Below are 21,844 nucleotides of genomic sequence, written 5' to 3' on the forward strand. Positions count from 1 at the left end.
GTCAGACCTGAGCCCGGCGCTCCACCACGTCAACGATCTCGGCGATCGCTTCGTCACGGGGAATGCCGTTCTTCTGCGACCCGTCGCGATAGCGGAACGACACCGTGCCCGCGTTCATGTCGTCGTCGCCGACGATCACCATGAACGGCACCTTCTGCTTCTGGGCGTTCCGGATCTTCTTCTGCATGCGGTCCGAGGAGGGGTCCACCTCGACCCGCAGGCCCTGCTTCTTCGCGTCGGCAGCGAACTTCTCCAGGTACTCCACGTGGGCGTCGCCCACCGGGATGCCCACCGCCTGCACCGGCGCCAGCCACGCCGGGAAGGCACCCGCGTAGTGCTCCAGCATCACCGCGAAGAACCGCTCGATGGAGCCGAACAGCGCGCGGTGGATCATGACCGGGCGGGTCTTGGAGCCGTCCGCGGCGGTGTACTCCAGGTCGAAGCGCTCCGGCAGGTTGAAGTCGAGCTGGATGGTCGACATCTGCCAGGTGCGGCCGATCGCGTCGCGGGTCTGGACGGAGATCTTCGGGCCGTAGAAGGCGGCACCGCCCGGGTCCGGGACCAGCGGCAGCCCCTGCTTCTCGGCGACCTGGCGCAGCGTCTCGGTGGCCTCCTCCCACGCCTCGTCCGTGCCGACGAACTTCGTCTCGTCCTTGGTGGACAGCTCCAGGTAGAAGTCGGTCAGGCCGTAGTCGCGCAGCAGGTTCAGGACGAAGGTGAGGGTCTTGTCGAGCTCGTCCGCCATCTGCTCGCGGGTGCAGTAGATGTGCGCGTCGTCCTGGGTGAAGCCGCGGGCGCGAGTCAGGCCATGCACGACGCCCGACTTCTCGTAGCGGTACACGGTCCCGAACTCGAAGAGCCGCAGCGGCAGTTCACGGTAGGAGCGGCCGCGCGCGTCGAAGATCAGGTTGTGCATCGGGCAGTTCATGGGCTTGAGGTAGTAGTCCACGCCCTCGTCGAGCTGCATGGGCGGGTACATGCCGTCGGCGTACCAGTCCAGGTGGCCCGAGGTCTCGAAGAGCTTCCCCTTCGTCGCGTGCGGGGTGTAGACGAACTCGTAACCGGCCTCCTCGTGCTTGCGCCGCGAGTAGTCCTCCATGACCCGGCGGATGATGCCGCCCTTGGGGTGGAAGACGGCGAGGCCGGAGCCGATCTGCTCCGGGATCGAGAACAGGTCGAGCTCGCTGCCGAGCTTGCGGTGGTCGCGCTTCTCGGCCTCGGCGAGGAACTCCAGGTGCGCCTTCAGCTCGTCCTTGGACGGCCAGGCGGTGCCGTAGATGCGCTGGAGCATCGGGTTCTTCTCGCTGCCGCGCCAGTAGGCGGCGGCGTTGCGCATCAGCTTGAACGCCGGGATGTTCCGGGTGGTCGGCAGATGCGGACCGCGGCAGAGATCCCGCCAGCACAGCTCGCCCGTCTTGGCGTCGAGGTTGTCGTAGATCGTCAGCTCGCCGGCGCCCACCTCGACGTCCGCGCCGTCGTCGTGCGACGCGGAGCCCTTGAGGCCGATCAGTTCGAGCTTGTACGGCTCGTCGGCGAGTTCCTCGCGGGCGGCGTCGTCGGTCACCACGCGGCGCGAGAAGCGCTGGCCGCGCTTCTGGATCTCCTGCATGCGCTTCTCGACGGCCTTGAGGTCCTCGGGCGTGAACGGCTTCTCGACGTCGAAGTCGTAGTAGAAGCCGTCCTTGACCGGCGGACCGATGCCCAGTTTGGCCTCGGGGAACAGCTCCTGCACGGCCTGGGCCATGACGTGCGCGGTGGAGTGGCGCAGGATGCCGAGGCCGTCCGGGGACGAGATCTCGACGGCTTCGACGGTGTCGCCGTCCTCGACCTCGTGGGCGAGGTCCTTGAGCTCACCGGCCACCCGCGCGGCGATGACCGAGCGCTCGCCGGCGAAGAGCTCGGCGGCCGTGGTGCCCGTCGTCACCACGCGTTCTTCCCGCTCGGAATCGCGTTGGATGACCACACGGACGTCTGACACCGGTTTCTCCTGACTGAAGGCTGGGCCGCGGCGCCATACCTGAGCGCACGCATGGGTGCGATCGTACCGACCCGGACCGGTGCGGGGCGAAATCATTGCCCGCGGCCGTATCCGCCGCCGTCCTCGCCGGCGTCCCTCGTGCCGTCCCGGGGGTCGCCCGCGACGCCGCAGGTCTCGCCGGAGAGGACCGCGGTTTCCACGACGTGGTGGTGTTTCCGAAGGTCGCTCGCGCAGTGGGCCACCGCTTCACGTTTCGCCTGGAGCGCCTGTCCCCCGGCAACCTCCCCACCCCGCGGGGAGTGCGGCACGTGGGCCGGGGCCTTCGGGTCTGGTTCACCCGCGGCGGCACCTCGGAGCCGGTCGCCCCTGCCTGGTCCTTGCCCGATCCCGCGCCCGAACCTCGGGCGGTGGCGGGGGCCCTTCCGGGCTCGCGGCCCCGAACGCGAAGAAGCCGGTCCGCCTGGGGCGGACCGGCTTTCCCGGTGGGCGATACTGGTTTCGAACCAGTGACCTCTTCGGTGTGAACGAAGCGCTCTCCCACTGAGCTAATCGCCCGGGAACGGACTGAACAATACAGGCCCCGGCGGGCTTGGTTCAAACCGCTTGGAGGTGCGCGGCCAGCCCGCGCCGCCCGGAGCGCATCATCAGGGCGTGGTTCGCGTGGAAGAGGGGGCGGCCCGGCACAGCGAGGCGGCGCAGCAGAGGTTTGCGGACGTCGACCTCCTGGTCGTAGCGGGCGAGTGCGGTGCCGGGGCCGGCGGGGGTGACGGTCCAGCGGGCCCAGCCGTCGAGGTCCCCGGACAAGCGCGTCTCGAGGACTCCGGCCAAGGGGTCGCGCCGTGTCTCCCGCAGGGTCGCCGTCAGGTCGAAGGGCAGGACGGAGCGGATCCGGACGACCCCGCCGGCGGCGTCGAGCCGGGTCGCCTCACACACCTGCGGCCACCAGCGGGGATAGTCCTCGATGCGTTCCAGGGCGCGGTACACCGGCTCGGCGGGCGCGGGCAGGCTCCACAGACTGCGGAAGCGGTAATGGTTCCGGTCCATGGAAGGAGTGTGCCCACCCGCGCCCGGGACGTACGGTCTCCTGCCGCCCCCTACGACCTCACCCGCGATAGGGAGTGGATCAGCGAGCGGCGTCATGCGGCTTCGCATCCGAGGCGGAGGAGGGAGTGATGGCGGAGCCATCGCGACCGACGACGACGCCGGAGGCGAAGCCGCAGGGCGTCGGGAGCCCGCTCGCTATCGCGGGTGAGGTCGTCAGGGCATCCGGTGTCCCAGCAGGGCGAGGTTCTCGATGGCGGCGAGGCCGTAGAGCGCGGTGTCGTTGGTGGACACCCAGGTGGCCTCACTGCCGGCGACCAGGGCGGTCGGCCCGGTCACCTTCTCGGTCTGCCAGGGGGCGGATTCCTTGTACCCGTCGGAGTTGTAGAACTTGTCCCAGGCCCGGTCGGCGAGTTCGTCGTCGCCGGTCTGCACGGCGGCGTAGGCGTCCAGGCGGGAGTGGCCCTGGAAGAGGATCAGGCTGCCGAAGTTCGATCCGTAGCGTGCCGCCTGTTCCGTCTTGCTCGCGTTGAAGTAACGGCAGTAGTCGTAGTACGCCTCCTCGAAGGCCGGCATGTCGACCAGGTCGATGAGTTCGGCGCACAGTTCGTTCAGGCCGAAGACGGCCGACAGATGGGAGACGCCGACCACGGGTTCCTCGGCGATCGCGAACTTCCCGGTGTCCAGGTCGTACAGTCCGCTGCCCTGCACGAATCCGTTGGGCTGGGCGGCGATGGTCTCCATGGTGGACAGGACGCGTGCCTTCGCCTTCTCCCACTTCGGGCCCCGGCGTTCCCATTCGGTGAGCCAGGCCGAGACCAGGCCGCTCCAGTCGGTGCCGAAGCCGATGGACAGGGCGTGCCGGTCGGGGGTGTACGGCTCGGTGCGGATCTTGCGCAGGGGGTCCAGGGCGAGGAAGGTCTCGTCGGAGTCCACGTTGGCGTGCATGAGGTCGCCGACGCGTTCGTCGGCGGTGAGGAAGTAGTAGTAGCGCCGGTAGGTGGTGTTGGCGATGCGCTGCTGCTTGGCGCTGTCGGCCCAGTGCTGGACGCCGTGCCGGGTGCCGAGGCCGGCCCACTCGCCCAGGTGGTAGACGTCGACCTCGCCGGTGTGCCGGGTCATCGCCTCGGCGAAGCGGAAGATGTCGGCGCGGCCGGAGCGCAGGTAGGCGTACCAGAGCCAGAGGTCGGGCGAGAGTTCGGAGTTGTCCCAGGCATAGCCGCCGACGTCGTAGCGCCACTGGTGGCGGGCGGTGTCGTAGGTGTGCATGATGTCGCCGTAGTCCCAGAAGCCGTACCAACGGCGCATCTCCACCTGGTCCTTGTAGTAGGTGAGGAGGAAGTCGAGGTGGTCCTCGATCTTCGCCTTGGCCGGGGTGGAGCGGTCGGGTGCGGAGAACAGGCCGGGGCCGAACACCTTGGCGCCGATGAGTTGCTTCGGCGGTGCGGCGAGTTGCGGGAGGACGCGGACGGCCTCGACCTGTCGGGCGAGTTCCTCGGCGCTCGGGGTCGACTCGTTGGCCCAGAAGAGGAGTTCGGAGGTACGGGCGATGCCGTAGGGGGTGCCGAACTCGGGCTCGTAGTCCTCGTAGGTGATGTTGAGGCCTTCGAGCTGTTCGGGGAAGGTGTCCTGGCCCATGCCGTCGTGGTAGAAGCGCAGGTCCATGGGCTGCGCCTCGGGCGACCAGAGCCAGAGGGTGATCTCGGCCGCGTCGGTGTGGGCGTCGCGGATGTCGAGCTGGGCGGGGTGCTTCTCCCAGAAGTCGCGCAGGCCGAAGGAGAGTCCGCCGCCGGCGCCGCCGACGTAGCCGAAGCCGGAGGCGCGTCGTCCGCCGCCGGCGCCGATCCAGCCGTAGCCCTTCTTGGTGCGCTTGCGCAGGGCGAAGCCGTCGGCGGAGAGCTGGGAGAGGGTGTAGTCGCCCCATTCGGGGATGTACTGCAGGCGGGTGGTGACCCGTTGGTCCCAGGTGGCGGGGTCGGGCAGCTTCTCGCCCGCGAACTGGGCGGCCTGCACGGCGGCGCCCGGGTCGCGGCGCAGTCCGGTGATGCCCTTGACGGCCTCGCGCAGCAGTCCGGTGCCGTCGCCTCCGATGCGGATGTGCCGGTCGTAGGACTCGTCGCGCAGGGGGACGGTGAAGCGGACGCCGATGCCGCGGATGAAGTCGCCGCTCGCCTTGCCGGGTTCCTGCTGTCCGTCGTAGGTGATGGTGTGCACCATGCGGAAGGAGTCGGCGCCCGCGTAGAAGTAGAGGCGGATGGAGAAGGGCAGCCAGCTCCGGCGGCCCTTGCGGTGCGTGCCGTCGACGCGGACGACGGCCCGGACCGGCCCCGCCTGTTCGACGGTGACCTCGTCGATGGTGCCGTCGAAGCGCTCGGTCCTGACCGTGCTCTGGTCGCCGTCCTCGAACTCGGGCTGGCGCAGCAGGACGAGGCGGCCGTTCCTGGCGATCTCGGTCGAGCCGCGGGTGACGGACTTGACGAGAGTGGCGCCGGACTTGGCGATCTTCGCGGTGATGACGCCGGTCGAGATGTCGATGGTGCCGCCGCGCTTGTCGACGGTGACCTTCTTCTGCGGCGCGGCGGGGGTGCCGGCGGTCAGGGTGAGCTTGCCGGTACCGGAACTCACCGCGTGCGCGGTCCACTTGAGGGAGCCGTCCGGCCAGTGGGCGAGCGGCCAGGACTGTACGGGTACGGCTCTGCCGTCGGCGTCGGCCAGCGCGAAGGTCTGGTCGTCGCGGTGGACGCCCTTGGGCCAGGGCACGCCGACGGTGGATCCGGGTGCCGCGCCGAGGCCACCGTCCTCGAGCCAGTCCAGGATCACGGGGTCGTCGCCGGCGTTCTCGGCTCTCGGTGCGGCGGTGGCGTCGCGGCTGCCGAGGGCCCAGCTGAACTGGGCGGCGGCGCCTGCGACGGCGGCCGCCTTCAGGAGGGACCTGCGAGGGATGGGGGACATGGCCTTTCCTTTCCGTGCGGGATGCATGGGTGTGTCAAGGGCATGGCAGGCAAGGGCGCGGTGCCGGGGCACCGCCCCTGGTACGGAAGGCACCGCCCGTCAGCGGCTCCGGTGGCGCTCCTCCACGGCGACGGCCGCCGCCGCGACCGCGCCCAGGACGGGCAGAGCGAGCGGCGCACTGAACCAGGCGGAGCAGGCCACCACGGCCAGTCCGCCGACGATCAGGAAGGATCCGGCGGGGTCGAGCACGGTGCGGCGGGCGGCCTGCGCGCACAACGACCGCCAGGAGGCCCCGGGCCGCCAGGTGGCCGCCGCGCGCAGCCCGGCGACGACCGCCGCGATCAGGGCGAGCACGCCGACGGCGCCCACGAGCTCACCGCCCGGCAGTCCGGCCCGTACGGCCCGCACGTCCACCCAGACCACGGCGAGGGCGGCCCACCCGGCGAGCCCGACGAGCCACCCGCCGCGCAACGCCGCCCGGAAGTCGGCCGCGAACTCCCTCAGCCCGCCGCGCTCATGGGCGAGATGGCGCCCGAGGTGCCTCGAGCCGGCCGCGAACGCGGCGGGGCAGGTGACCAGTGGCAGCGAGGCCAGCGCGATCCACACCCCGGTGAGCAGGCACTCGGCGAACAGGGCGAACTTCCCGGCGAGCGGTGACTCGCCGTGTGCGGCACGGCCCGTACGGCGTGCGGTACGGGTCCCGGTGTGCGCCTCGGTCATGATCGGTTCACCTCAGCCCTTCAGGCCGGACGTGGCCATGCCGTCGATGAGGTAGCGCTGGAAGGCCAGGAAGAAGGCCAGCACCGGCAGGAGCGCGACCAGGGACATGGCGATCATGCCGCCGTAGTTCGCGACCCCTTCCTGGTCGACGAACATCTTCAGACCGAGCGAAACGGTGTACTTGCTGGGCTCGTTGAGGTAGATCAGCGGGCCCATGAAGTCGTTCCAGGCGTTGATGAAGGTGAAGATGGCGCTGGTGATCAGGGCCGGCCGGCAGAGCGGGAGCACGATCGACCAGTAGATGCGCAGGTGCCCGCAGCCGTCGAGGCGTGCCGCCTCGTCGAGTTCCCTGGGCAGGTTGCGCATGAACTGCACCATCAGAAAGACGAAGAACGCCTCCGTGGCCAGGTACTTCCCCAGCAGGAGCGGGGTGTAGGTGTTGATCATGTCCATGTTGCGGAAGAGCACGTACTGCGGGATGAGCAGGACGTGGTACGGCAGCAGCAGGGTGCCGATCATCAGGGTGAAGAGCAGATTGCGGCCGGCGAACCTGATCTTCGCGAAGGCGTAGGCGGTCAGCGAGCAGGACACCACGATCCCGATCACCGAACCGACCGCGAGAAAGAGCGAGTTGACGAAGAACGTGGAGATCTGGATGTCCGCGATGCCGTCGGCGAGGCTCGTGTAGTTGGCGGTGATCGGGTCGGCCGGGAAGAGGTCTAGGCTTCCGACGACGTCCTCGCTGTTCTTGAAGGACCCGCCGATGACCCAGATCACCGGGTAGAGGATCACCGCGAGGATCGCCAGTGACCCGATGTGCCAGGCGAGCGAGCCGGGCAGGCCGCGCCGCAGGGCCCCCGCCCTGGTGGACCGGGCCGGCATGACGTCGGCGGCCGGTGGGGGCGTCCCCTGACCGGGCGAAGTCGAGAGACCGGGGGAGCTCATCGGCCGCCCTCCTCGTAGTGCACCCAGTGCTTCTGGGACCAGAAGAGCACCGCGGTGACCAGGGCGACCCCGACCAGCAGCATCCACGCCATCGCGGAGGCCAGGCCCATGCGGCTGTTCTCGAAGCCCTGGACGTACAGATAACAGGTATAGACCATGGTTCCGTCCGCGGGACCGCAGGCGTTGCCCCCGGCGCCGCCGCCGACGATGTAGGCCGAGCTGAAGATCTGGAAGGAATGGATGGTCTCCAGCAGCACGTTGAAGAAGAGGACCGGGGAGATCATCGGCAGGGTGATGTTCCAGAACTGCCGGAGCCGGCCCGCTCCGTCGACGTCCGCCGCCTCGTACAGCTCACGCGGCACCTGCTTCAGACCGGCCAGGAAGATGACCATGGGGGCGCCGAACTGCCAGACGGTGAGTGCCACCAGGCTGTAGATGATCAGGTCGGGGTCTCCGGTCCAGCCGCCGGCATCCACGCCGAAGATCTTCTGCGTACGGTCGACGATCGCGTCGTCGGAGAAGATCGCCTTCCACACGATGGCGACGGAGACGCTCGCCCCGATCAGCGACGGCGCGTAGAAGGCGGCCCGGTAGAAGGCCTGACCGCGCCGCTTCTGGGCCAGCAGCAGCGCCACCCCGAGCGCCGCGATCAGTTTGATCGGCGTACCGACGACGACGTACCAGAGCGTGACCTGCACCGAGTGACGCCAGCGCGGGTCGGCGAACATCTCGGAGAAGTTGTCCAGGCCGATCCACCGGGGAGCGTCGAACAGGTTGTAGTCGGTGAACGCGAAGTAGAGCGAGGCGGCCATCGGGCCCGCCGTCAGCAGCAGGAACCCTGCGATCCAGGGGGACATGAAGAGGTAGCCGGCCAGGTTCTCCCGGCGGCCCCGCCGCTTGAGGGCGGCGGGGCGCGGGGACTTCACCGGACCGTGCCGCGGCTCGGAGCCCCGGATGAGGTCCTCCGTCGCAGGGGCGTGTGTCACGGTGCTTCCCATCAGCCGGCGAGAGCCGTCTTCGACTCGGCGAAGAACTGCTTGACGGCGTCCGCCACGGAGCGCTTGCCCAGGCCCAGTTCCTCCGCGATGCGCAGGAACGCCGCCTCGCAGATGTCGGCGCCGTTCGGGTGCGGCGTGATGGGCTCCAGGACGCCCGACTCGACGAGGGACTCCTCGTAGGCGGCGATCGCCTTGTTGACCGGATCGGTCGGCCGGTACGCGTCGAACTGGACCTGCGTCGTGGGCACACCGCGGTCGTATCCCATGATCTTGGCGACCTCGGGATCGTGCACCATGAAGTCGATGAACTGGGCTACCTCCTTGGGGTGCTGGGTGCGCTTGGACGCGCTGAGCATCAGGGAGCCGAGGTACTGGCCGGTCTTCTTGCCGTCCGTGGTCGGGATCGGCGCGAGGCCGTACTCGCTCTTGCCCTCGGAGGTGTAGCGGACGGTGAAGTTGTCCCAGGTGAACTCGGATCCGGCGAGTTCGGCGGAGAGCGCCGACTTGGGTTTGATCTGGGCGACCTTCTTCGGGTCGGCGAACAGGCCGGTCCTGACACCCTTCTCGGCCTTGGTCCACCACCGGTTCAGATCCGCTTCGGTGAAGCCCAGTCCGTCCTCGGTGAAGAACGCCTTGCCGTTCTGCCGCAGATACAGGTCGTAGAGGTACATGACGCCGTACATGCCACTGTCCCCGGCCCGGCCCGACCTGTCACGGATCTTCGCCATCGCCTCGTCGAAGTCGTCCCAGGTCCAGCCCTGTTCGGGCTTGACCCCGGCCCGGGTGTAGACGGGCTTGTCGATGACCAGGGCCAGCGAGTTCGACCCCACGGGCACACCGAGGAGTTTGCCGTCGACCTCGCCGAACTTCTCCAGGCCCGCCCGGAACCCGTCCATGGAGAGGGTGCCCGCCTTCACCTGCCCACCGAGATCGAGCAGCACATTCTTCGCATCGTATTTGCGCAGGAATCCGATGGCATTCTGGAAAACGTCCGGCGGATTCCCCCCGGAAGCCTGCGTGTTGAACTTCTTCCAGAAGTCGGGGTACGGCTGGAAATCGGTCTTGATCTTGATCTTCGGGTACTTCTTCTCGAAGAGCGCGATGGTCTTGTTGATGCGCTCGGCCCGGTCCTCGGCACCCCACCAGGAGTAACGGAGTGTCACCGCCCCGTCGCCCGCTCCGCTTCCGCCGCCGCACGCGGTGGCCGTGGCGCCCAGCCCCGCGACGGCCAGCGAGGCTCCCGCCGCCTTGAGGACCGTCCGCCTCCCGGCCTGCCTCCGCGCATTCCCGCCCTGCTGCATACGAGCCTCCCCGCGATGTCGCGTCCGCCTCATGAATCGTTTCAAGTAAGCGCTTGCTGGCACAAAGTACGGAGGACCCGCGAGCACGTCAATGATTCGGACAGGAATGGATGGGCGCACCGGCCGGACGGGATCCGCCACGGCTCGCGCCCCTTCGGCGGAGACGGCCGGAAACACCCAGGTCCACGCGGCCCGACCGACGGACCGAACACCGCCGGCCCCGCCGGAGGGCGGGGTCCGGAAGGTCACGGTTGAGTGAAGGACGGCACGGACGGAGCGGTCGCGCCGCCCACCGGACAGGCGCGGGACACCGGGCGGAGGCATCGCACGACCACACCGCCACACATCCGTGCGCCGGCCGGGGGTACAGACGCACCGCGGCCCGGCTCACTGTCGGTGAGCCGGGCCGCGGTGCGATCCGGTGGGCGATACTGGGTTCGAACCAGTGACCTCTTCGGTGTGAACGAAGCGCTCTCCCACTGAGCTAATCGCCCGGACGCAGGAAGAACATTACCCCATGTCAGGGAGTGCCCGTGACGGGCGGGGACCGGTGGTCGCGCCCCCGCCGCGGCTCACTGGTTCTCGATCTTCCAGGGCATCACGAGACCGAACTTCCACAGATAGATCCCGGCCAGCGCGGTCCCGATCACGAGGGCGACGGCGGTCAGGATGATGTTCCGGCGCCGCACCCGGGGATCGAGCGCGCGCTGCGCCGCCTCGGTGACCTTGCGCTTGGTCCACCGGAGCACCAGCTGGGCCCAGACGAACTCGGTCGCCCAGATCGCCATGCCACCGAAGATCACCACCCAGCCCGGTCCGGGCAGCACCAGCATGGCGGCGCCGGCCGCCACGACCGCGAGCCCCACGACGAAGACGCCCACCTGCCAGCTCAGGTGCAGGGCGCGGCGCGCTCTGACGAAGGCCGGCGCCCTGGAGCCCAGCGCCCGTTCGTCCGATGCCTGGTCAGCCCTGTCCATCCCCGCTCGATCCGCCGTCATGGCCGCCTCGCCGGGTGTGTCACTCCCCGTATTCATACGGCCAAACACTACCGGAGCCCCTCACTTCACCGGAACGGGCTCAGCCCACGAACGATCTTTCGGCCGGTTGAGTTACGTAAACCCATGCAAAACCCTCAGAGGGGTTTACAACGGCACCGTAGGTGGCATGTCGATTTCGCCGACGTGCGAATCCCCGAGCGCACACTGAGCGAAAGGCCCTGGCGCTTATGAACACCACGGTCAGCTGCGAGCTGCACCTGCGCCTCGTTGTGTCGAGCGAGTCCTCCCTGCCTGTCCCCGCAGGACTGCGGTACGACACGGCCGACCCCTACGCCGTGCACGCCACCTTCCACACCGGAGCCGAGGAGACCGTCGAGTGGGTGTTCGCCCGCGACCTCCTCGCCGAGGGGCTTCACCGCCCCACCGGCACCGGCGACGTCCGCGTCTGGCCGTCGCGCAGCCATGGTCAGGGCGTCGTCTGCATCGCCCTGAGCTCTCCGGAGGGAGAGGCTCTGCTCGAGGCCCCGGCACGGGCTCTGGAGTCCTTCCTGAAGCGTACGGACGCCGCTGTGCCTCCCGGCACGGAACACCGGCACTTCGATCTCGATCAGGAGCTCTCGCACATTCTGGCGGAAAGCTAGGCGAGGGTTCACCAAGCTGCCCGACGCCGTCGACTCGGGGTGACGGCTCGGGCCCTGACAGCCGTGCAACGGCACGCAACGGCGCCGGCACCGCGGGACACCGCGGACGGCGCCGTTGTGCTGTGCGCGAGCTCCGGCACGGAACCCCGGCGGGACCGTTCCCCGGCGGGTCTCGAAGCCCTGCGCGAGCGAGGAGCGCTCACGGGCTCGCGGGAGCCACTACCATCGGCCAGCATCGGCGGGCGCCCGCCCGACCCTCAGGCCAGGGAGCGAATCGTGCTGATCACCCACGACACCCGGTGCGCGCTGGACACCGTGGTGGATCTGGTGAACTCCGCGCCGGAGGACGGCTCGGCACCGGACGGGCTGCCGGACGTCCCGGCTCTCGAGGCCTTCGTGCGCAGCCACCAGGTCAGCGAGGTCGGGGTTCTCACGGAGTTCGACCTGTCGGCGGTGCGCAGGATCCGCGGACGGTTCGCGTCGGTCTTCGCCGCTCCCGACGCCCACAGTGCCGCCAAACTGATCAACGAGCTGATCGCGGCCGCGGGCACCACCCCCCGGCTCACCAACCACGACGGCTACGACTGGCACGTGCACTACTTCGCCCCCGGCGCCTCGGTCACCGATCACCTGGCGGCGGACTGCGGGATGGCACTGGCGTTCTTCGTGGTCGCCGGCGAGCAGGAGCGGCTGCGGCGCTGCGAGGCCCCGGACTGCCGGCACGCCTTCGTCGATCTCTCCCGCAACCGCTCACGCCGCTACTGCGACAGCCGCACCTGCGGCAACCGCTTGCACGTCGCCGCGTACCGCGCACGCCGCAAGGAGGCGGCGGGCTGAGCGTACGCAGCAGCGGGGCGGGGCCGCGCTCCGGGCTCGGCCGGACCGGCTGAGCCGCGTGGGCCGGGCACAGAGGCGGGCGACGTCCCGATGCCGTGCCGACGCGGTCCCGACGGGTGGCGCCGGGTACCGCGGGTACGGCTCACAGCCAGAGCAGGTCGTGCAGGGCGGCCGTGAGCAGCAGACACCCGATCACCGCAAGGAAGATCATCAGCGGTGGCTGGGAAAGGGCGAAGAGGCATCCGCGCGGCTCGTTCTGCGGCGGCGCGGCCTCGCTCTGTGTCGTGTCCAGCATCTCGCGTGGATCATGACGCATCGGGAGCACCCGATGCGATCACCCCTCACGGACTGAACGCCAGGGCACGGTTTCCGCGGCTCACGGTCCGGGTTGTGATCGTTTACGCACGTTCCAAGACCGTCTGTGACACTTCGGCCCACTTCCTTCCGCCCCGGGTCGCCCCCGTCACCTGGGGTGCGACGCGTCCGCCCGGGGCGCCTTCAAATGCCGTGCTTCTTGAGGATCGCCTCGATGTCACTGAAGTCGTCGTCGCCCTTGGGCGCGGCCGTGGGGCGGGCCGCCGGGCGGGAGCCGGGGCCCAGGGAGGGGGCCGAGGCCGTGGGGGCCACTGCCCCGGGCTGTGCGGACGCCCCGGCCGTCCGGCGCTGCTGCTTGCGTTCCTTCCGCCCCTGGCGGGTGCCGCCGCGCCGGCGCTCCACCGCGCGTGTGGTCATGAACAGCACCCAGGACAGGCCCAGCACGCCGAAACCCGCCCAGGCCGTGGGGCTGAAGGCGGTATCGGCCAGCCACTCGACGACGCCGGTCATCACCAGGCCGATGGGAACGAGCGCATAGGCGGCGATGCGGGTCGCGGTGAGGAAGCGCTTGCGGTAGGCCGTGACCAGCGCGATGCCCAGGCCTGCCACGGACACGGCGGAACAGACGGTCTCGGCAATCATCCGGTCCTCCAGGCAGGGGTTCGGTGGCATCGGGCACTTCGTCCCTTCCATCCTGCACCTTCCGGCCCCCACCGGGCCATGCTCCGGCCGCAGATCAGGGACATCTCCGGGTCGGCTCCTCCGCAGGTGCCGGTGTGGTGTACTCCCCCAGGGCCTGCCGTTCGGACCGGGCCGGGCTCGCGGGCCCCGGCGCCCGATACGGCCTGATCCACGCGGAAGACCCTCGGGCCGGACAGGCGACAGGGCCGATTGGGTACCGCGGCGCGGGGCTGGGAGACTGTCGGTCATGAGTGACTCCTCCCCCGGCCGTGCCGCCCCCGTACTCGACGTGTGGTGCGAGCTGCAGTGCCCGGACTGCCGTGACGCCCTCGACGATCTCCGTGCCCTGCGCGCCCGGTACGGCGACCGTCTGGAGCTGCGGCTGCGGCACTTCCCGCTGGAGAAGCACAAGCACGCCTTCGCCGCCGCCCAGGCCTGCGAGGAGGCGGCCGAGCAGGGGCAGGGCTGGGCCTACACCGAGGCCGTGCTGGGACGGGTCGAGGAACTGAGCCGTGCGGGAGAGTCCTTCCTGGTCGAGGTCGCCCGGGAACTCGGGCTGGACGCCGAGGAGTTCGACACCGCGCTGATCGACGGCCGGCACATCCTGATCGTGGACGCCGACCATGCCGAGGGCAAGGCGATCGGGGTGACCGGCACCCCGACCTATGTCATCGGCGGCGAGCGTCTCGACGGCGGCAAGAGCCAGGAGGGTCTGCGTGAACGCGTCGAGGAGATCGCGGACCGGCTCCTCGCCGAGCAGGACGGCTGAATGCGGAGCTCCCCCGCCCCGGCCCTACAGCAGGTGCTTGTACATCGCGTACCGCCTCGTCCCGTAGCCGAGTGATATGTAGAGCCGCTCCGCCGGGGTGTTGCCCGCGAAGACGTTGAGACCGACGGCGCGTTTCCCCGCGGCGATCGACTGCGCCTCGGCGAGCAACATGAGGGAACGGCCGTACCCCCGGCCGCGGTGTGCGGCGTCGGCCTCGACGTCGAACACGTAGGCCTGTTCCCCGCGTACCGCGAGCCACAGCGTGCCCACGGACGTCCCCTCGTGTTCGAGGACGCTGAGGAGCATGCCCTCCGAGTCCCGCCCGTCGGGGAGCAGGGCGGCATGGTCCTTGGCCGCCTTGGCCCGCGCCTCGGTCTCCGGCACACCGCGCTCGATCCAGTCCCGCGCGTACTCCGCCTCGCTCCTGGCCGACCAGGGGCCGAACTCGGCGTCGGTCATCGGCCGTCCGCGACTGCCCTCCGGCAGTGCGGGCGGGACGTCCCCCAGTGCTTTCTCCATGCTGTAGTTGCGCACGACGTAGCCGAGCGCCGTGGCGAGGCGGAACGCGGGCCCGGCAAGGGCAACGGATCCGGCCGCCCGCCCCTCCGCTCCTCCGGCCTCGTCACTGGCCTCGGCTTCGGCTTCGGCTTCGGCGGGGACCGTCACCTCGATGCGGCGGCAGCCCCAGCCGCGGGCGATCTCCTCGGCGGCGAGCGCTGCCACCGTGCCCCGGCCGCGTCTGCGGTCCGGCTCCTCGATCCGCAGGCTCATGATCCGGGCCACAGCGTCACCGAAGACGGGGTGTGTACCGATGTGCACGCGTCCGACGGGACGGCTGTTGACGCATACCCGGTAGCGGCGGGAGCGCGTGCCGTCGGGATTCTGCTGGAGCGGCTCGGCCGGCCGCAGGGTCGTGGTCATCACGGTTGTTCTACCCGTACGGCCACCCGGATCAGCCGAACGTCAGGAACCGGTCCCGTGCCCGGCCCCGGTCCCGGTCCCGTCACGGATCGAGGTCGGCCGTCGCGTGCTCGTCGAAGATCCGCATGGCCTTGGCCGTCACCGGGCCCGGGGCACCGGGCAGTTCACGCTCGTCGACGCGCCGCACGGCCTGTACGTCCCGCAGGGTGGAGGTGAGGAAGACCTCGTCGGCCCGCTGGAGGACGTCCATCGGCAGATCGGTCTCGGCGGCGCCGGTCCACTCGACGGCCAGCGCCCGGGTGATGCCCGCGAGGCAGCCGGAGGCGACCGGCGGGGTGTGGATCTCGCCGTCCAGGACGACGAAGACATTGGACCCCGTGCCCTCGCAGAGCCGGCCGACCGTGTTGCCGAACAGCGCCTCGGAGGCCCCGTGTTCGCGGGCACGGGCGAGGGCGACCACGTTCTCGGCGTAGGAGGTGGTCTTCAGACCGGTGAGCGCGCCGCGTTCGTTGCGGGTCCAGGGGACGGTGATCACGGCGGTGGAGTCGGGGCGGCGAGTGGTGTCGCCCAGGGCCACGACGAGGGTCGGGCCGTGTTCGCCGCGGTCGGAGCCGAGGGGGCCGTGGCCGCCGGTGAAGGTGACGCGCAGCCGGCCGAGCTGCATCGGATTGGCCTCGAGGACGGCCGCGCAGGCACGGCGGACCTCGTCGAGGTCGGGTTCGGGCAGGCCCAGGCCGCGTGCGGAGCGGGCCAGCCGGTCGAGATGCCGGGTCAGCGCGAACGGCCTGCCGTCCACGGTTTTCACCGTCTCGAAGATGCCGTCGCCCACGGTCAGTCCGTGGTCGAGGACGGAGACGCGGGCGGACTCGATGTCCTGCAGCCCGCCGTCGAGCCAGATCTTCACCTCATGGTCCCTTCGCTCACCTCGTGTGCGCCCGACGCTACCGCGAGCAGCCGGGACGCCTTCAGTTCGGTCTCCCGCCACTCCCCCTCCGGGTCGGAACCCCAGGTGATGCCGGCACCGGTGCCGAACCGGAGCACGGCGCCGGCGTCCGGCTCCCGGTCGATCCAGAAGGTACGGATGCCCACCGCGAGACCGGCGGTGCCCCGGTCGGCGTCGACCCAGCCGATGCCGCCGCAGTACGGGCCCCGGGGCACCGGCTCCAGGGTGTCGATGATCCGCAGGGCGCTCGACTTGGGCGCGCCGGTGACGGAGCCGGGCGGGAACGCGGCGGCGAACAGCTCGGGCCAGCCGGCCCCGGACCGCAGCTCGCCCCGCACCGTCGACACCAGGTGCACCAGCCCCGGATGCTTCTCGACGGCGCACAGGTCGGGCACCGTGACGCTGCCGGTGGCGCAGACCCGGCCGAGGTCGTTGCGGACCAGGTCGACGATCATCACGTTCTCGGCGTAGTCCTTGTCGAGGAGGTCGGCCTCGGTACGTCCGGTGCCCTTGATCGGCCCGGACTCGACGACACGCCCCGCGCGGCTCAGGAAGAGTTCGGGCGACGCGGTGGCGATCTCCACGCCGTGCCCCGGCAGGCGGATCGTTCCCGCGTACGGTGCCGGGTTGCCGCGGGCCAGCAAAGCGGTGAGAGCGTCCACGTCGGCGCCGGCCGGGACGGGGGCGGACAGTACCCGGCAGAGGTTGGCCTGGTACACCTCGCCGGCGGCTATGTGCTCGCGGATGCGCCGTACGCCGGACACGTACGCGGCGTGGTCCAGGGAGGACGTCCAGTCATCGGCGGCCGGCCCACGCCAGCCGCCCGGCACCGGCGCGGGTACCGGCTGCTCGTGTACATCACGGAAACGCGCGCAGGTCAGACGGCCCTCGAAGTCCGCGCAGACGGCCCAGAAACCGTGCGAGTCCAGGGCCGCCGGGTCGTCGGTGACATCGAGGAGACCGGTCGCGACGCGGCTGCCGAAGCGGGCGAGGGGTGGGAGATCGGGCACGCCGTCGAGTCTATGGCGAGGGGTCGTCGAAGCGACCTGGCCATGTCCGTGAGCGGACGCAGCGCAGCACGCTGCACAAACGGGTTTTTGTACTGGCCCCGGAATCCGCTAGAGTTCACCACGTCGCCGGAACGCGCAAGCGGGCCGGACCGACAGGCGGACGTAGCTCAGTTGGTAGAGCGCAACCTTGCCAAGGTTGAGGTCGCGAGTTCGAACCTCGTCGTCCGCTCGAAGGATCGGGGGCCTCCCGGGCCCCTGCGCTCCTGGTGGAGTGGCCGAGAGGCGAGGCAACGGCCTGCAAAGCCGTCTACACGGGTTCAAATCCCGTCTCCACCTCCATGGACGATTAGCTCAGCGGGAGAGCGCTTCCCTGACACGGAAGAGGTCACTGGTTCAATCCCAGTATCGTCCACTGGATCTTCGGATCCTCCGCGCGATTAGCTCAGCGGGAGAGCGCTTCCCTGACACGGAAGAGGTCACTGGTTCAATCCCAGTATCGCGCACGCAGCATCCATGATCCGCTCCTCGGAGCGTTCATGGTCCCGAGGACGATTAGCTCAGCGGGAGAGCGCTTCCCTGACACGGAAGAGGTCACTGGTTCAATCCCAGTATCGTCCACATCACCCGGAACCCCCGGCCGCTCAGGCGGCCGGGGGTTCCGTCGTCAGGACGAGAAGAGCATGCGGCCGAAGCCCTTGTTCCGGTGGTGGCCGTAGTGGTGGCCACCCTGGTGACCGCCGTGCGGGGCACCCCACGCGGGCTGGGGTGCCGCCGGGTACGCCTGCGGGGCCGCGGGTGCGTGAGGGGCCGCGGGAGGCGGCGGCGCGGCCTGCTGGGACCACTGGGCCTCCAGCCGGGTCAGCGACTCCAGCTCGCCGTAGTCGAGGAAGATCCCTCGGCAGCCGCTGCACTGCTCGATCTGGACACCGTTGCGGTTGTAGGTGTGCATCGGCGCACGGCACTTCGGACACTGCATGATCGGTTCATCTCCTCGCCGGTCGGACCTGCTTCAGGTATCTCCAGGACAGACTCTGTCCGACTGCGGTCGGTTGCACCCTACTTCGTCGATTCGTGCGCCAATTCGGCTGGGCCCGGGGCTATTCGGCTGAGACCGCGGCTATTCGACGGCAGGCGTCGACCAGGGCGTGGTCCACCTCGTCCAGGGGCCGTCCGTCCGCCACCGCCTTGGTGACCGTCCGCGCGGCGGTCTGCACGGTGAGGGCGCGGGCCGGCACGTCCAGGGCGGCCCAGGGGTCCTGGGCGGCGTCGAGTGCGGGCCCGCCCGCGGCCCGGTACGCGTCGAGGAACCGCCCCCACTCCTGCGGCGCCAGCAGCCCGCAGGCGAACCAGGCGGCGGGACGGCCGAGATCCCAGGCGGGGGTGCCCGCGCCCAGGTCGTCGACGTCGATCAGCCGCCAGGACGCTCCGGACACCCGTACGAGCTGGCCGAGGTGGAGGTCGCCGTGGCACAGGGCGGCCGGCCGCGGCATGGGGGCCTCGGCGCGCGCCCAGGCCGGCAGGGTCGCCCAGGCACCCAGTACGGGGGCCACGGCCGGGTGGTCGCCGACGGCATGGAGCCCGGCGACGGCACGGGCCGCCTTGAGGGGGCCGCGCATGGCCGGCACCGACTCGGGGACCGGTGTGCGGTGCAACAGCGCGAGCAGGGCACCGACGGCCTCCCAGGGGGCGGCGTCGGGATCGTCCGGGTCGACCGGGCTGCCGTAGGGCCAGAAGGTCACGAGGCGCCCGTGCAGGTCGACCGGTGCCGGCCCGAGCGGGGGCAGGAACACGTCCGGGAGCCCGGCGGCGAGGGCGAGGCGCCGGGCCAGCTCACCGGTGTCGGCGTCCGGGGCGTGAGCCTTCGCGACGGTGTCCGCGTGCCGCACGACGGTGCCGTCCGGGCGGTCGGCGAGGGTGCCGCTCACCTCGCAGGAACAGGTGGGGACGCGGGTGTGGGCGATGTCTTCGGCCCGGGCGGTGAGTTCGGGAAGGAGGGGGATGGCTGTCACGGGGCTCCCTGGTACGGCCTGCGGAGAGGGTACGCGGGAGCGTGACCGGCGTTGTCCGGTGGCGCGGGGAAAGACACGACTGCCCGGGGTTGCAACGCACCGGTGGTGCAGTGGCGGCTGCGCGACTCGGCGACACTGACGAACACCGCCCGCAGCAACACCCCCGTAGGCACCACAACCATTAATTGATCAACCCCCGCAGCCAGCAACCACCTCCGCGAAAGCGGCGCCGGTTTAGGCGCACAAAAAAGTGCCGGCGCAGCTCCCCAGCTGCGCCGGCATTCTTGCCGTCCGCCGCACCCCCGTCCCCACGGGGTTTCATGGGTGGATGTCCCCGCCCGGACCGCTCTTCCGGGCCTGGAGTCGCCGCTCAGCGCCCCAGCATCTCTCCCACGGACGACGCCTGTGTGGCCACCGTCTCCCACCCGTCGAAGACGAGGAGGAGCAGGACCGCCAGGGGAAGAGCCATCAGGGTCGCCACCACCGGGTGGCGACGGCCCTCGCGGCTCGGGCGGAACATGGCGGCGCCCGCCTTGTGTGCCCGGGTGCGGACGACTGTCCGCGATGCCGTGTGGGCCATGACCCCTCTCCTGACCGTTTCTGTTGTCGTGATGCCTCGGGTGCTGTGTGCGAACCTTTGGCAGCGGCGGGCGTCCGACCTCGGGGGACGAGTACCGCACCCGCCGCTTGACCTCAAATCTAGGTGCCCGGCGCTTCCCGGACGTCATGCCCTCGTACCGATTGCCGGGCCTCCCGGAGGATGAGCCATGACCTGCTGCGTACTCCCCTGGGTGGAGACGGGCCACTCCGTGTCAGGGACATCCCCGAGGGGACGTCCGGTCCGCCCCCTCTCGTCGCTCATGTCTCCGAGTCGTCCACCCGCGGCACCGGGTGCTCGACCAGCGCGAGGACCCGGTTCGCCATGAACCTGGCTGTTCGCACCGCAGTTCCCGTACGCGTGACTTCACTCACTTCGACCACACCCCGGCGCACCGCCGTCTCGACCCTGCGGCCCGCCCTGCTCGCCACCATCTCGTACGTGCGCGTCGTGTCCCCGGCGTCCACGACTATCTCCACACGGTCACCCTTCACGTGATCAATCCCCCTTCGGTGCCGAATGGTTGGGACCACCACCTCGCGCGAACCCGGCCTGTCCGCACACCCCCTGACCACACTTCAAGTCTCCCACCCACCACTGACAATCCGTCGCTCCGAGAGGGCGCGGCCTCTGCGCAAGGGCGCCCGGGGAAACGTAAGCTGTGGCACGTCACAGGACCGGGCAGCGGGGATGAACATGGCGATGATGCGCCTGAGGCGCGAGGACCCGCGCGTCGTCGGCTCTTTCAGACTTCACCGACGGCTCGGCGCGGGTGGGATGGGCGTTGTCTATCTCGGTTCCGACAAGAAGGGGCAGCGGGTCGCACTGAAGGTCATCCGGCCCGATCTGGCGGAGGACCAGGAGTTCCGTTCGCGGTTCGCGCGGGAGGTGTCCGCGGCGCGCCGCATCCGTGGCGGGTGTACGGCCCGTCTGGTGGCCGCCGACCTGGACGCGGACCGTCCGTGGTTCGCCACGCAGTACGTGCCCGGCCCGTCGCTGCACGACCGGGTCGCCGACGGGGGGCCGCTCGGCGCGGCCGAGGTCGCCGCGGTCGGCGCGGCCCTGTCGGAGGGGCTGGTCGCCGTGCACGAGGCCGGGGTCGTGCACCGGGATCTGAAGCCGTCCAACATCCTGCTGTCCCCGAAGGGACCGCGGATCATCGACTTCGGTATCGCCTGGGCCACCGGCGCCTCGACGCTCACCCACGTCGGCACGGCGGTCGGCTCGCCCGGCTTCCTCGCGCCGGAGCAGGTGCGGGGCGCGGCCGTCACACCGGCCACGGACGTGTTCTCGCTGGGCGCCACGCTGGCGTACGCGTCGATGGGCGACTCGCCCTTCGGACACGGCAGTTCCGAGGTGATGCTGTACCGCGTGGTGCACGAGGAGGCCCATCTGCGGGATGTCCCGGACGCGTTGGCGCCGCTCGTCCGTGCCTGCCTCGCAAAGGATCCCGAGGAACGGCCCAGCACGCTCCAGCTGTCACTGCGGCTCAAGGAGATCGCCACCCGGGAGGGCCAGGGTTTCACCGGCGCGCGCCCGCCGGCTCCACGCGGCGCGGAGCCGGAGCGTGCGGCGGGGCACTTGGCCGACACCTACCCGGAGCGTGCGCAGCGCCGCGCGCCGGGGCAGCGGGGTGCGTCCGAGGGGCAGACCACTCCCCCGCCGCTCGACGCGACGCCGGGTCGCGGTTCCGGTCCGGCCGGGGGCGGGGTGCCGCGGCGACGCGGCACCCGGAGCGTGCCGCCGTCGCGCGGTGGTGGCACGTCACGCGGCGGCAGTGCCTCACGCGGTGACGCCTCCCGCGGTGGCAAGCCGCCCCGGTCCGGGTCACGGTCCGCGTCGGGTTCTCGGTCCGCGTCCGGGTCACGGTCCACGTCCGGGTCACGGTCCTCGTCTGGTGCCCGGTCCACGTCCGGGTCACGGGACTCGACGCGGTCGGGCACCGGCTCCCGTCGTCCCGGGCCCCGGACGACGGGTACCGGCCTGCGGCCGGCCAATCCACGGCTGCTCCTGCAGCGGTTGTTCGTGTTCGTCGTGGTGACACTGGTGGTCGCGGTCGGCATCGCCCTGATCCAGGGCTGACCGGGGCCTGCCCGCGGCCTCGGCGACGACGGCAGGGGCGCGGCTGCTGCCGTCCGCCGGAGCAGAGCGCCGGTCCGCTCAGAACGGCCGGCTCCGTCCGGGTCC

Annotated in this window: 20 protein-coding genes, 7 tRNA genes and 1 pseudogene; 9 read left to right on the plus strand and 19 right to left on the minus strand. The window is 70.4% G+C overall.

The genetic code is table 11. The annotated features are described in order from the left end of the window. Position 1: 1 nt before the first annotated feature. The 10 genes from thrS to V4Y04_RS05670 form a co-directional block, all read right to left on the minus strand. Entirely contained in the window at positions 2-1,978 is a 1,977-nt protein-coding gene (gene thrS, locus V4Y04_RS05625; protein WP_332426191.1) for a threonine--tRNA ligase, read from the minus strand. Between the two features lie 483 nt (positions 1,979-2,461). Beyond that, positions 2,462-2,533 (minus strand) — tRNA-Val (locus V4Y04_RS05630). A gap of 39 nt (positions 2,534-2,572) precedes the next feature. After that, positions 2,573-3,022 carry an SRPBCC family protein gene (locus V4Y04_RS05635; RefSeq protein WP_332426192.1) on the minus strand — a complete coding sequence of 150 codons (450 nt, stop codon included), beginning with the start codon at positions 3,020-3,022 and terminating at the stop codon, positions 2,573-2,575. A gap of 213 nt (positions 3,023-3,235) precedes the next feature. After that, positions 3,236-5,971 (minus strand): exo-rhamnogalacturonan lyase family protein, encoded by a 2,736-nt coding sequence (locus tag V4Y04_RS05640; protein ID WP_332426193.1) that lies wholly within the window; start codon positions 5,969-5,971, stop codon positions 3,236-3,238. A 99-nt stretch (positions 5,972-6,070) separates the two neighbouring features. Further along, the gene (locus V4Y04_RS05645; RefSeq protein WP_332426194.1) at positions 6,071-6,691 is read right to left on the minus strand and encodes a hypothetical protein; all 621 of its coding nucleotides are present in this window, start codon (positions 6,689-6,691) and stop codon (positions 6,071-6,073) included. Positions 6,692-6,703: 12 nt separating this feature from the next. Next, entirely contained in the window at positions 6,704-7,636 is a 933-nt protein-coding gene (locus V4Y04_RS05650) for a carbohydrate ABC transporter permease (protein ID WP_332426195.1), read from the minus strand. Continuing rightward, positions 7,633-8,634 carry a carbohydrate ABC transporter permease gene (locus V4Y04_RS05655; protein ID WP_332426196.1) on the minus strand — a complete coding sequence of 334 codons (1,002 nt, stop codon included), beginning with the start codon at positions 8,632-8,634 and terminating at the stop codon, positions 7,633-7,635. The genes V4Y04_RS05650 and V4Y04_RS05655 overlap by 4 nt, the downstream gene beginning before the upstream one ends. Further along, entirely contained in the window at positions 8,634-9,935 is a 1,302-nt protein-coding gene (locus tag V4Y04_RS05660) for an ABC transporter substrate-binding protein (protein ID WP_332426197.1), read from the minus strand. Before V4Y04_RS05660 ends, V4Y04_RS05655 begins: the two co-directional genes overlap by 1 nt. Positions 9,936-10,357: 422 nt before the next feature. Next, positions 10,358-10,429, minus strand: a tRNA-Val gene (locus tag V4Y04_RS05665). A gap of 78 nt (positions 10,430-10,507) precedes the next feature. Next, on the minus strand, positions 10,508-10,969 hold the full coding sequence (locus V4Y04_RS05670; RefSeq protein WP_332426198.1) for a TIGR02611 family protein: 462 nt from the start codon (positions 10,967-10,969) through the stop codon (positions 10,508-10,510). Between the two features lie 191 nt (positions 10,970-11,160). On the opposite strand from V4Y04_RS05670, the gene V4Y04_RS05675 reads away from it, so the two are divergent. Both V4Y04_RS05675 and V4Y04_RS05680 read left to right on the plus strand, forming a co-directional pair. After that, positions 11,161-11,574, plus strand: a complete 414-nt coding sequence (locus tag V4Y04_RS05675; protein ID WP_004002642.1) for an SsgA family sporulation/cell division regulator — start codon at positions 11,161-11,163, stop codon at positions 11,572-11,574. A 276-nt stretch (positions 11,575-11,850) separates the two neighbouring features. Beyond that, entirely contained in the window at positions 11,851-12,411 is a 561-nt protein-coding gene (locus tag V4Y04_RS05680) for a CGNR zinc finger domain-containing protein (protein WP_332426199.1), read from the plus strand. Positions 12,412-12,553: 142 nt separating this feature from the next. Here the strand turns inward: V4Y04_RS05680 and V4Y04_RS05685 are convergent, their stop codons facing one another. Together V4Y04_RS05685 and V4Y04_RS05690 are read right to left on the minus strand one after the other, a co-directional pair. Continuing rightward, positions 12,554-12,706 (minus strand): hypothetical protein, encoded by a 153-nt coding sequence (locus V4Y04_RS05685; protein ID WP_332426200.1) that lies wholly within the window; start codon positions 12,704-12,706, stop codon positions 12,554-12,556. 203 nt (positions 12,707-12,909) lie between these two features. Then, complete coding sequence (locus tag V4Y04_RS05690) at positions 12,910-13,398, minus strand: hypothetical protein (protein ID WP_332426201.1); 489 nt, start codon at positions 13,396-13,398, stop codon at positions 12,910-12,912. A gap of 256 nt (positions 13,399-13,654) precedes the next feature. Here V4Y04_RS05690 and V4Y04_RS05695 point away from each other — a divergent pair, with 256 nt between their 5' ends. Further along, positions 13,655-14,176 (plus strand): DsbA family protein, encoded by a 522-nt coding sequence (locus tag V4Y04_RS05695; RefSeq protein WP_332426202.1) that lies wholly within the window; start codon positions 13,655-13,657, stop codon positions 14,174-14,176. Positions 14,177-14,200: 24 nt separating this feature from the next. Here V4Y04_RS05695 and V4Y04_RS05700 read toward each other — a convergent pair whose 3' ends face one another. From V4Y04_RS05700 to V4Y04_RS05710, 3 genes are all read right to left on the minus strand, one after another. After that, complete coding sequence (locus tag V4Y04_RS05700; protein ID WP_332426203.1) at positions 14,201-15,097, minus strand: GNAT family N-acetyltransferase; 897 nt, start codon at positions 15,095-15,097, stop codon at positions 14,201-14,203. Positions 15,098-15,179: 82 nt separating this feature from the next. Further along, positions 15,180-16,001 carry an aminotransferase class IV gene (locus V4Y04_RS05705; RefSeq protein WP_332426204.1) on the minus strand — a complete coding sequence of 274 codons (822 nt, stop codon included), beginning with the start codon at positions 15,999-16,001 and terminating at the stop codon, positions 15,180-15,182. Beyond that, positions 15,998-17,050, minus strand: a complete 1,053-nt coding sequence (locus tag V4Y04_RS05710) for a chorismate-binding protein (RefSeq protein WP_332426205.1) — start codon at positions 17,048-17,050, stop codon at positions 15,998-16,000. Before V4Y04_RS05710 ends, V4Y04_RS05705 begins: the two co-directional genes overlap by 4 nt. Positions 17,051-17,206: 156 nt before the next feature. On the opposite strand from V4Y04_RS05710, the gene V4Y04_RS05715 reads away from it, so the two are divergent. The 5 genes from V4Y04_RS05715 (at position 17,207) to V4Y04_RS05735 (ending at position 17,668) form a co-directional block, all read left to right on the plus strand. Further along, positions 17,207-17,279 (plus strand) — tRNA-Gly (locus V4Y04_RS05715). Between the two features lie 36 nt (positions 17,280-17,315). Then, a tRNA-Cys gene (locus V4Y04_RS05720) sits at positions 17,316-17,389 on the plus strand. Between the two features lies 1 nt (position 17,390). Next, positions 17,391-17,462 (plus strand) — tRNA-Val (locus tag V4Y04_RS05725). A gap of 19 nt (positions 17,463-17,481) precedes the next feature. Then, positions 17,482-17,553: transfer RNA gene (locus tag V4Y04_RS05730), tRNA-Val, on the plus strand. Positions 17,554-17,596: 43 nt separating this feature from the next. Continuing rightward, a tRNA-Val gene (locus V4Y04_RS05735) sits at positions 17,597-17,668 on the plus strand. Between the two features lie 46 nt (positions 17,669-17,714). Here V4Y04_RS05735 and V4Y04_RS05740 read toward each other — a convergent pair. From V4Y04_RS05740 to V4Y04_RS05755, 4 genes are all read right to left on the minus strand, one after another. Continuing rightward, entirely contained in the window at positions 17,715-18,026 is a 312-nt protein-coding gene (locus V4Y04_RS05740) for a TFIIB-type zinc ribbon-containing protein (protein ID WP_332426206.1), read from the minus strand. Positions 18,027-18,147: 121 nt separating this feature from the next. Next, positions 18,148-19,059, minus strand: a complete 912-nt coding sequence (locus V4Y04_RS05745) for a phosphotransferase family protein (RefSeq protein ID WP_332426207.1) — start codon at positions 19,057-19,059, stop codon at positions 18,148-18,150. A 370-nt stretch (positions 19,060-19,429) separates the two neighbouring features. Then, complete coding sequence (locus V4Y04_RS05750; protein ID WP_042174944.1) at positions 19,430-19,639, minus strand: hypothetical protein; 210 nt, start codon at positions 19,637-19,639, stop codon at positions 19,430-19,432. A 278-nt stretch (positions 19,640-19,917) separates the two neighbouring features. After that, positions 19,918-20,151 carry a hypothetical protein gene (locus tag V4Y04_RS05755; RefSeq protein WP_332426208.1) on the minus strand — a complete coding sequence of 78 codons (234 nt, stop codon included), beginning with the start codon at positions 20,149-20,151 and terminating at the stop codon, positions 19,918-19,920. 196 nt (positions 20,152-20,347) lie between these two features. On the opposite strand from V4Y04_RS05755, the pseudogene V4Y04_RS05760 reads away from it, so the two are divergent. After that, positions 20,348-21,736, plus strand: a pseudogene (locus V4Y04_RS05760) (serine/threonine-protein kinase); the annotation flags it as partial. Positions 21,737-21,844 lie beyond the last annotated feature (108 nt).

Source organism: Streptomyces sp. P9-A2, assembly GCF_036634175.1.
Classification (GTDB): Bacteria; Actinomycetota; Actinomycetes; order Streptomycetales; family Streptomycetaceae; genus Streptomyces; species Streptomyces pratens.

Coding starts and splice junctions, on each gene's coding strand:
- V4Y04_RS05635 (WP_332426192.1), bottom strand. CDS start 3,022: ATGGACCGGAACCATTACCGCTTCCGCAGTCTGTGGAGCCTGCCCGCG.
- V4Y04_RS05640 (WP_332426193.1), bottom strand. CDS start 5,971: ATGTCCCCCATCCCTCGCAGGTCCCTCCTGAAGGCGGCCGCCGTCGCA.
- V4Y04_RS05645 (WP_332426194.1), bottom strand. CDS start 6,691: ATGACCGAGGCGCACACCGGGACCCGTACCGCACGCCGTACGGGCCGT.
- V4Y04_RS05650 (WP_332426195.1), bottom strand. CDS start 7,636: ATGAGCTCCCCCGGTCTCTCGACTTCGCCCGGTCAGGGGACGCCCCCA.
- V4Y04_RS05655 (WP_332426196.1), bottom strand. CDS start 8,634: ATGGGAAGCACCGTGACACACGCCCCTGCGACGGAGGACCTCATCCGG.
- V4Y04_RS05660 (WP_332426197.1), bottom strand. CDS start 9,935: ATGCAGCAGGGCGGGAATGCGCGGAGGCAGGCCGGGAGGCGGACGGTC.
- V4Y04_RS05670 (WP_332426198.1), bottom strand. CDS start 10,969: ATGAATACGGGGAGTGACACACCCGGCGAGGCGGCCATGACGGCGGAT.
- V4Y04_RS05675 (WP_004002642.1), top strand. CDS start 11,161: ATGAACACCACGGTCAGCTGCGAGCTGCACCTGCGCCTCGTTGTGTCG.
- V4Y04_RS05685 (WP_332426200.1), bottom strand. CDS start 12,706: ATGCTGGACACGACACAGAGCGAGGCCGCGCCGCCGCAGAACGAGCCG.
- V4Y04_RS05690 (WP_332426201.1), bottom strand. CDS start 13,398: ATGCCACCGAACCCCTGCCTGGAGGACCGGATGATTGCCGAGACCGTC.
- V4Y04_RS05695 (WP_332426202.1), top strand. CDS start 13,655: ATGAGTGACTCCTCCCCCGGCCGTGCCGCCCCCGTACTCGACGTGTGG.
- V4Y04_RS05700 (WP_332426203.1), bottom strand. CDS start 15,097: ATGACCACGACCCTGCGGCCGGCCGAGCCGCTCCAGCAGAATCCCGAC.
- V4Y04_RS05740 (WP_332426206.1), bottom strand. CDS start 18,026: ATGCAGTGTCCGAAGTGCCGTGCGCCGATGCACACCTACAACCGCAAC.
- V4Y04_RS05750 (WP_042174944.1), bottom strand. CDS start 19,639: ATGGCCCACACGGCATCGCGGACAGTCGTCCGCACCCGGGCACACAAG.